Raw genomic sequence first — 9029 nt, forward strand, 5'->3', positions numbered from 1 at the left:
CGTTGTTCCGGGCGACCGCGCCGGGCGCGGTCCTGATCTGCACCGTGTAGGTCCCGCCGATCAGCAGGTTGTCGGTGACCGTGACACCCTGGGTGGGATCGACCAGGAAGACCGGGGCGGTGTGTGACGGAGCCTTGCGCTGATCGACCGTGTTGTGGTGGAAGGTGAGGTTCTTGCTGGCGCCGACACTCTGGATGCCGTCGGAATGGTCACCCGAGTTGCTGCACAGCAGGACGAAGGAGTCCTTGATAGTCACGTTGTCGCCGGAGACGCTGAATCCGTCGCCGTGGCCGCGGATGTGCACCCGGGTCGCGGTGAAACCCGCGTCCAGGATGCCCGGCGCGGTGTCACAGCGGTCCGTCGGGCCGACGGTGGAGTCGCTGACGTCGAAGGAGTAGCGCTTGTTGTCGTAGACGCCCATGATCTGGCCGTCGATCTGGCTGTTGGTGATCGTGACGTCATTGGCGGTGATCAGCAGGTTGCCGGGCACGTGGACGGCGTCGAGGACGGTTCCGGGTTTGGTGATCCTGAGCGTCTCGCCGTCCATGTTCAGCTTGAGCTCGGTGAGCTTCGTGCCGGGCGGCACGCCGGTGCACGCCGGGGTCGGATATTTGCCGCAGCCGGCACTGGGGCTGGGCGAGGGAGTCGCCGTGACCGTGGGGGTCGCCGGCGGGCTTGTGGTCGGTGGCGGAGACGTCCGGGTGCAGGCCGTGGCGAGGAGCGCGCCGGCCAGTAGTGCGGCCATCAACGGCCTCCGCATGTGCGATCCCTTCACCGGCTGCTGGCGTCCGTCGCCCACGATACTCGGGTCCCGCGCCGGGCGAGCGCCTTGTCCGCGAGCAGCACGGCCAGGTAGCAGGCCGCGTCCAGCGGGCTCACCGACCGCCGCCGGACCAGCGCGGCCAGCGCGCCCAGGCCCAGCCTGCCATCGGGGGCGGCGAAGCCCAGCTCGGTGAGCTGGCGGTTGCCCTGCCTGACCCTGACCCTGCGGCGCAGGTGCGCGCGGACGGTCCTGGCGGGCCGGACCAGTGACCTGGCCTCGGTCACCACGGCCCGCTCGGCGGGGGCGAAGTTGCGGTGCACGAGCTCGTCGTCGGCGACCACGTCGGGCATCGGGAAGACCCGTGCGTGGCCTCGCTCGTTCAGCGCGTACGCGCCGACTCCGGCCAGCGCCCGCCGCGGGCCGATCAGCCGGTCGTGCACCCGGTGCACGCGTCGCGCGACCGGACCCGCACCGGCCAGCTCCCAGTCCGGCGCGGGAGCGGCGGCCATCATCCCGGGTCCGGCCAGCGCGGCGGCCAGCGACCGCACCGAGGCGGCGGAAAGCTCCACGTCCGCGTCCAGATAGACGCGGGGGAACGCCCGGCATTCGGCATCGCCGAGACGCAACGCGTGCGCCTTGCCCGGCACGGCGGTCTCGACCACCCGCGCGCCCGCGCGCCTGGCCACCTCGGCGGTCCCGTCCGCGCACGCGTTGGCGACCACCACGACGTCGAACTCGCCCGGCGCGGCACCGGCGAGCAGCCGGTCCAGCGTGCGGCCGAGCACCGCCTCCTCATTGTGCGCGGGGATCACCACGGCGGCCACCGGCGTCATTCGACGGCGGAGTCGTAGGCGGCGATCAGGGCCTTCCTTGAGTGCTCCCAGGAGAGCGGGCCTCGCACCCGGGACTGGCCGAGCTCGCCCATCCTGCGGCGCTCGTCCGGGTCGTCCAGCAGCAGGGCGATCAGCTTGGCGAACTCCGACTCGTCGTTGGCGGGGGCGTACACGGCCGCCTCGCCCGCCGAGACCCGGGCCTCGCGCAGCTCGAAGGAGACGATCGGGCGGGCCATCGCCATGTACTCCATGACCTTGTTCATCGTGGAGACGTCGTTGAGCGGGTTGAGCGGGTCCGGCGACAGGCACACGTCGGCACTGGACAGGTAACGCACCAGGTCCTCGTCCGGGATGCGCCCGGTGAAGTCCACGGAGTCCTCCAGGCCGAGCTCGCGGGACAGCTCCACCATCGCGTCGAAGGTGTCCCCGCCGCCGACGAAGGCCGCGTGCCAGTCGGTGCGCCCCTGCTCGTCGCGTAATCTGGCCAGCGCCCTGAGCGCGTAGTCCACGCCGTCCTGCGGGCCCATCACGCCCAGGTAGCAGAGCAGATACGGCTTGCCCTTCTTGAGTGACTCGTCCGGCTCGACCTCGTGGAACCGTTCGATCGCGGGCGCGCTGCGCACCACGAACACCTTGTCCGGCGACTTGCCGCCCCGGCTGAGCGCGACCTGGCGGTAGCTCTCGTTGGTCGCGATGACCACGTCGGCGGCCCGGTAGGTCGCGCGCTCCATCCGGCAGACCGCGCGGTAGAGGAAGTCCTCGCCCCGGCTGAACCGCGACAGGTACAGCTCCGGCACCAGGTCGTGCTGGTCGAACACGAACCGCGCCCCGCGCCTGCGCATCGCCCGGGCGACGAGGAAGAACAGGTCCGGAGGGTTGCACGCGTGCACCACGTCCACCTTGCCGACCCGCCTGGCCAGCCGGTAGGTGTGCCAGAGCGCGGAGCCGTACTCCTTGAGGTAGCCGAGCGGGCCGCCGGTGGCGGCCCGCAGCGGGTAGCGGTGGATCCGGATCCCGTCGATCTCCGCGTACGCCTCGGTGTCCCGCTTGGCGCCACGGGGGCAGATGACGTGGACCTCCCACCCGGCGTCGCGCAGCGCGGTGCTCTCCTGCCACACGCGCCGGTCGAACGGTACGGACAGGTTTTCGACAAGAATGAGCGCCTTACCAGCCAAGTCCCACATACCCAGGTCGTTGCCGACGCGCTTCCGCGTCGGGCAGGCGGACGAGGTCGATGATCGCGCGGTCCTCGCTGCCGGCCAGGGCGGTCAGCACCGCCGGGTCCTTGCAGCCCACCACGCACACTTCCGCGTGGTCCAGCACGTCCTCGACCGAATTGCTCAGTAGATCACCCAGATGGGGCAACCTGCCCTCAATGTAGTCGCGGTTCGCCCCGATAAGCCGGGAAAGAGAGACATTCGCGTCATAGATCCGAAGGTCGTATCCCTTGCCGAGAAGTCGCTCGGCCAGCTCGACCAGCGGGCTCTCGCGCAGATCGTCGGTGCCCGGTTTGAACGACAGGCCGAACAGCCCGATCTTGCGTTTTCCGGTCACCGCGACCAGGTCGAAGGCGCGCCGCAGGTGCTCCTCGTTGGAGGGCAGCACGTGCGAGAGCAGCGGCACCGCCACGTCGGCGCGCCTGGCCGCGTAGACCAGGCCCCGCAGGTCCTTGGGCAGGCAGGAGCCGCCGAAGGCGAACCCGGGGCGCAGGTAGGCGGCGCTGACGTTCAGCTTGGTGTCGGCCAGGAAGATGTCCATCACCCGGTGCGAGTCCAGCCCCAGCGCGGCGCAGATCGCCCCCAGCTCGTTGGCAAACGCGATCTTCACTCCGTGATACGAGTTATCCGCATATTTCGTCATTTCGGCTACGGCGATGGGGACCCGGAAGACCTCGCCGGGCAGGCCGTCGTACAGGGCCGCCACCCGGTCGCCGCTGGCCGGGTCGAGCTCGCCGATCACGGTCTTGGGCGGGTCGAAGAAGTCCTTCACACTGGTGCCCTCGCGCAGGAACTCCGGGTTCACCGCCACCCCGAAGTCCACGCCCGCGGTCAGCCCGGACGCCTTCTCCAGGATCGGCACCAGCAGCGTCTCGCAGGTGCCGGGCAGCATCGTGCTGCGGAAGATCACGGTGTGGCGGTCCTCGCGATCGCGCAGCGCGGCGCCGATCTCCTCGGCCACCCGCTCCAGGTATTCGGTGGACAGGCTGCCGTTCGGCGCCGACGGGGTGCCGACGCAGACCAGCGAGACGTCGCTGGTCCGGATCGCCTCGGCCACGTCCGAGGTGGCACGCAACGCGCCCGAGGCGACCACCTCGGCGGTCAGCTCGCCGATGCGCTCCTCGACGACCGGGGCCCTGCCGCTCATGATGAGCTCGATCTTGACGGGGTTCACGTCGACGCCGACGACCTCGTGACCTTGGGCCGCCAGGCAGGCCGCCGACACGCAGCCGACGTAGCCGAGTCCGAAGACACTGATCTTCACTGTGGTAGCTCCTGGATCCGGCGTGATGGGAGAAGCAGGGCCGCGAGCGCGGCCCTGGCCGTACGGCTGCCCGCGAGCGCCCGCACCGACTGGCCCAGCACGATCGACAGGTAGTAGGCGAGCGAGGCGATCCGCCCCCGGCGGCGGCGGAACAGCCGCACCTTGTTCACAATGAGAAGAGCGGCGAGCATCGGGTTGGTCCCGGACTCGCCGCCGACGTGCTCGATGACGGCCTCGGGTTCGTACCACAGCGACCAGCCCAGGTCGGCGGCGCGCAGCGCGTACTCGGTCTCCTCGCTGTAGAGCAGGAACGACTCGTCCCAGGGGCCGAGCGCTCTGATCGCCTCGGTGTCCAGCAGCATCGCCGCGCCGGTCGCCCAGGCGAACGTGCCCGGCTGTTCGTAACGCCGGGGGTCGGTGATGACCTCGCCGAAGGCCCCGATCCTGCCGGACAGGGTGCCACCGATCACCGCCTCGGCGAACGCGCCGTGCACGGTCGGGGCCCGTCGCAGCGACGGCTGCAGCGTCCCGTCCGGTTTGGTCAGGCGCGGTACGGCGATGCCGCGCCCCGGCACCCCGAGCGTCCCGGCCAGCACGGCCAGCGCACCCGGATGCATCTTGCAGTCGGGGTTGAGCACGAGCACGGCGTCGAGCTCGGACAGGTCCAGCGAGGCGACTCCGGCGTTGATGGCGGCGGCGTACCCGGCGTTACGGCCCGTCTGCACGATCTCCGCGCCCGCGCCCTTGGCGATCCGCACTGATTCGTCCTGCGACGCGTTGTCGGCCACCACGACGTTGGTGAGATTCACCCCGCGGGAGCCCTCGGGCAGCGCGCCCAGGCACTCGGCCAGAACGGCTGCGCTGTTGTATGTCACGATCACGATCGCAATGCGTGCCAGCCCTAGAATGCTCATCTTCAAAGTGGTCATGCCCTTCGTCGTACGACAGGGCAGCGGGCAATCCCTCGCGCAGCCCCCGATTCCACTTCCTGAATTCGTCTGAGGCGTGTGGAACGTTACCAATGGCGGCTTTCTCGAATCACCCTTTGAAGGGAAATCTGCTAAACGCCTGGTCAGCGCCCATCGGATATCTTTTCTGTGACCGGCCGGTTTCTATCGGTTCCTGAACCGCCTGACCCTCCGCAGGAGGGCGGGCCCCACCGCCGATGATCTTACCGTGGACGCCAGTGACTCCCGCGTCCGGCGCAGCAGCAGCCTGGCCCGGTTCCGGGTGACCAAACCCTGGGCGACCATCGTCTCGCCGGTTTTGGCCCGCCGCTTGTACTCGTCGTCGCCCCGGCCGAGATCGATCCGGGTGATGCCCATCTCGGGTGCGGCGGCGATCAGCTCGCGGAGCAGCATCCAGCCGGGCGCGAGGTTGCCGAACGCCGGATCGTAGACCGGGAACCACCAGTGCAGCACGCCGTCGGCCCGCATGCCGAAGTGCGCGGCCAGCAGGTGCGGCCCCGCGTGCAGGGTGGACAGCACACCGCCGAAGGAGGTGTCGCGGGTGTGCATCAGCCGGGTCAGCAACTCGGCCCTGCCCGGTTCGGCGAAGTAGTCCAGGGCCCCGGTGGCCTCGTACTGGGCGCGCTTGAGCTCGATCACCCTGGCCAGCGACTCCGCGTCGACGGCGTCGGCCGCGAAGCGCACCTCTCCGTGGACGCGGCCCGCCTTGGCCGTACGGCGGCGGGCCTGCCCCATGTTGTCCTTGCCCGAGCGGGAGGCCCGGCCGAGGTAGCCGTCCAGGCCGCCGGTGACGTCGATGAAGGGGGAGGGCCGCCGGGAGAGGATCCACGGCTCGGCTTCGGCCAGGCCGTCCACCAGGTGGTCGAACGCGAACGCGCGCACGCCGCCGGTGAGCAGGCCGCAGGGGTCGAACGTCGTGCCGGGGGCCAGAATCGGGCCCTGGAAGTCGGCGCCCGGCCAGCCGACCGGTCGCAGCGTCGAACCGTCCCGGTGGCAGGGCAGCAGCGCTGTCACCCCGTTGTGTTCCTTGTGGGCCTCGCGCTCCACCACGACCTGGACGGGGTTCGACACGTGCACCGCCGCTGCGAAGCCGGGGTGGAAGTACGGGCTGTCCAGCAGCGGGTTCTTGGCCCGGAGGGCGTGCCAGGCGTCCAGCTCCGCGCCGGAGAGGTCGGCGAAGTCCTTGATGATCATGTGGGTAGCGTCGTCCACCGCCGGGACGGCCGCAGCAACCAGACCACCGACCTCTGGGAGACTTTACGCCCGGCCACGGCCCGTACGGACTCGCCGAGCAGGACCGCCAGGTAGTACGCCGCGCCCGCCAGCGGGCCGCGGCGGCGGCGGAACAGCTTCACCTTGTTGACCAGCAGCAGCGCGGCCAGCGTCGGGTTGACGCCCGAGTCGCCGCCGATGTGCTCGATCAGCGCGTCCGGTTCGTACCAGAGCGACCAGCCGAGGTCGGCGGCCCGCAGGGCGTACTCGGTCTCCTCGCTGTAGAGCAGGAACGACTCGTCCCACGGCCCGACCGCGCGGATCGCGGGCACCGAGATCAGCATCGCGGCCCCGGTCGCCCAGGCCACGGGGCCGGCTTGCTCGTACGCGCGCGGATCGGTGATCAGCTCGCCCAGGCGGCCGATCCGGCCCGCCCTGTCGCCACCGATGACCGCCTCGATCACGGCCCGGCCCACGGTCGGCATCCGCCGCAGCGACGGCTGCAGCGACCCGTCGGGGTTGACCATCCGGGGCACGGCGATGCCCACGCCCGGCCTCCGCAGCGCCGGGATGAGCGTCGCGATCGACTTGGGGGGCAGGCGGCAGTCCGGATTCAGCACGTACACCGCGTCGAGCCCGGCCAGATCCAGCGAGGCCACGCCCGCGTTGATCGCGGCGGCGTATCCGGCGTTGCGGCCGAGCCGCACGACGTCGGCGCCCTCCCTGGCGGCGATCTGGGCCGAGTCGTCCCTGGAGGCGTTGTCGGCCACCACAACGGCGCTCAGCTCCACACCGTCCGACCCCTCCACGAGGGAGGCCAGGCAGCCCGAGAGCACGTCGGCACTGTTGTAGGTCACGATCACGACCGCGACCCTTGGAAGATCGCGCATCTCAGCCGCGCACCCGCTTGACCGTCCGGCCGGCCAGCTTCCTGGCCACCAGCACCGGAGAGGGAGGCACGTCGAGCAGTCCCCGAGTCCACTCGGCGTCCAGATCGCGCACCAGGCTCGTGCGCGGCTGCAGCCAGGTCCCGAGCCGGGCCTGGCCGCCGTCGCTGGTGTAGGCGCGGGTCACCCCGGCCCGCCGCAGGCGGCGCAGCACATGCCGGTCGTAGGAGCCGAACGGGATCGCCACCCGGGACACCGGCTGCCCGGTCAGCTCGGTGAGCCTCCGGTGTGACTCGGTCAGCTCCTCTTCGGCCTGCCGATCGTCGATCCACCGCCAGTCCCGATGCGACCAGCCGTGGGAACCGACCCGCATGCCCGCTCCGATGAGGCGGCGCACGTCGTCCGGGGTCAGCCGTCCCGGCTTGCCGAGCAGCCCGGCCAGCACGAAGAACTCGGCGGTCAGGCCTCGATCGAGCAACCGGGGCAGCGCGATCTTGACGTCGGAGGTGTTGCCGTCGTCGAAGGTGACCCGCACGTCGTCGCGGCCGACCACGGCGTCGAGCACCCGCTCGAACTGCTCGATGCTCACCCAGGTGCCGTCCTCGCACGGATCGAGCTCCCGCTCGGCCGGTCCGATTCCGTGCACTGTCAGGTTGATGACCCTCCCCACGCGCGTCATGCCTCTTTTATCTAGATGTGTACGGGTTCCGTTACGCAGTTATTGAATAAATTCGCGTCGTTCCGAAGATTTCGGTCCTGGCTGCCCGGCCCCGGGCGACCGTACGGAGATGCCGGAATCGGCCGGTTCCCAGCAAGAACGGCTCTTCGACCGGGTTGAAATAGATGACTTTGACCGGGCGCGGGTTGCGGTCCACCGAGGCGAGCAGGTTCGTGATCGCGGCCGCGAAGATCTCACCTCGGAACGGGTTGTTCAGGAAGACCACGGTGACGTCGTCCGGGATCTGGTAGTCGAGCACGTCGGACTGGACCAGGTCGACCCGGTCGCTGCGGACCCGGAGCCGGGTCGACGCGAGGTTGGCCCGGGCCACCTCGGTCAGCTCCGCGGTCAGCTCGACGCCGATCACCCTGCGGAACGGGAAGCGGGCGGCGGCCTCCAGCACCATTCGGGCCTTGCCCGAGCCCAGGTCGACGAAGACGTCGTCGGCGCAGACCTCGTGCGCCGGGAGGGCGCGACGGAGGGTGCCCCAGTTGGCGGGCGAGTAGTAGACGCGCTCGTGGTGGGCCAGCCCGAACTGGTCGAGGTGGGCGAACTCCGAGGTTTCGACGCCGTAGCGCCGGTCGAAGAGCAGGCGGCTCATCCGTTGGCGGGCCGACCGGATATTGCCAACCAGTAAACCGCTGAATGCCCCGCCGACCTCTTCGGTGGAAAGCTCCAGAAAAGGGACAGCATCCAGCAGAACGGTCACTTCGCCTCCACGAATCGGCTGGAACGATGCAGAGAATCTACCGTTGTCGCGCGGCGCGCGACAACGGTAGGTCCTGAATATCCCTGTCCGCGAGGTCCACGAGTAAATCGAGGTCGACCTTAAATCGACACTTAATTCGGTTATTGGCTGATCTGTTGCTATCTCGCCGTGTTCGTCCTCGACAATCGAGAGATTGTCGAGGACGAACACAACCGGACGGCGTCACCCGTGGCTACCTGGGACAGGGCAGCGGTCCGACGGTAGAGGTGACGTTGTAGTTGTTGTCGATGGTGACCAGGGAGTTGCCGGACCAGTCGGTGTTGGCGCAGTCGATCGAGGCCGGGCCGTAGTTCCACGAGTCGGCCACGACGGCGTTGTTCCGGGCGACCGCGCCGGGCGCGGTCCTGATCTGCACCGTGTAGGTCCCGCCGATCAGCAGGTTGTCGGTGACCGTGACA

At 69.7% G+C, this 9029-nt stretch carries 10 protein-coding genes; all 10 read right to left on the bottom strand.

Annotated elements, in window-relative coordinates; all coding sequences use genetic code 11:
- On the bottom strand, positions 1-760 hold a 760-nt coding region (locus tag CHC08_RS46815; RefSeq protein WP_218825839.1), incomplete at its 3' end, for a hypothetical protein.
- Positions 761-771: 11 nt separating this feature from the next.
- Complete coding sequence (locus CHC08_RS46820; RefSeq protein WP_089213828.1) at positions 772-1587, bottom strand: glycosyltransferase family 2 protein; 816 nt, start codon at positions 1585-1587, stop codon at positions 772-774.
- 5 nt (positions 1588-1592) lie between these two features.
- On the bottom strand, positions 1593-2780 hold the full coding sequence (locus tag CHC08_RS46825; protein WP_089213823.1) for a glycosyltransferase family 4 protein: 1188 nt from the start codon (positions 2778-2780) through the stop codon (positions 1593-1595).
- Positions 2761-4077, bottom strand: a complete 1317-nt coding sequence (locus tag CHC08_RS46830; RefSeq protein ID WP_089213824.1) for a nucleotide sugar dehydrogenase — start codon at positions 4075-4077, stop codon at positions 2761-2763. The genes CHC08_RS46825 and CHC08_RS46830 overlap by 20 nt, the downstream gene beginning before the upstream one ends.
- A complete protein-coding gene (locus CHC08_RS46835; RefSeq protein ID WP_245879004.1) occupies positions 4074-5006 on the bottom strand; it encodes a glycosyltransferase family 2 protein in 933 nt (310 codons plus the stop codon). Before CHC08_RS46835 ends, CHC08_RS46830 begins: the two co-directional genes overlap by 4 nt.
- Positions 5007-5189: 183 nt before the next feature.
- Positions 5190-6257, bottom strand: coding sequence for a GNAT family N-acetyltransferase (locus tag CHC08_RS46840; RefSeq protein ID WP_245879005.1), 1068 nt, complete (start codon positions 6255-6257; stop codon positions 5190-5192).
- The gene (locus tag CHC08_RS46845; RefSeq protein ID WP_089213826.1) at positions 6236-7147 is read right to left on the bottom strand and encodes a glycosyltransferase family 2 protein; all 912 of its coding nucleotides are present in this window, start codon (positions 7145-7147) and stop codon (positions 6236-6238) included. The genes CHC08_RS46840 and CHC08_RS46845 overlap by 22 nt, the downstream gene beginning before the upstream one ends.
- 1 nt (position 7148) lies before the next feature.
- Positions 7149-7823 (bottom strand): polysaccharide deacetylase family protein, encoded by a 675-nt coding sequence (locus CHC08_RS46850; RefSeq protein ID WP_089213827.1) that lies wholly within the window; start codon positions 7821-7823, stop codon positions 7149-7151.
- A 31-nt stretch (positions 7824-7854) separates the two neighbouring features.
- Complete coding sequence (locus tag CHC08_RS46855; RefSeq protein WP_089213830.1) at positions 7855-8463, bottom strand: class I SAM-dependent methyltransferase; 609 nt, start codon at positions 8461-8463, stop codon at positions 7855-7857.
- Positions 8464-8803: 340 nt separating this feature from the next.
- The coding region (locus tag CHC08_RS50415) for a hypothetical protein (protein ID WP_218825840.1) at positions 8804-9029 on the bottom strand (226 nt) is incomplete at its 5' end.

Source organism: Streptosporangium subroseum (genome assembly GCF_900188345.1).
Lineage (GTDB): Bacteria > Actinomycetota > Actinomycetes > Streptosporangiales > Streptosporangiaceae > Streptosporangium > Streptosporangium subroseum.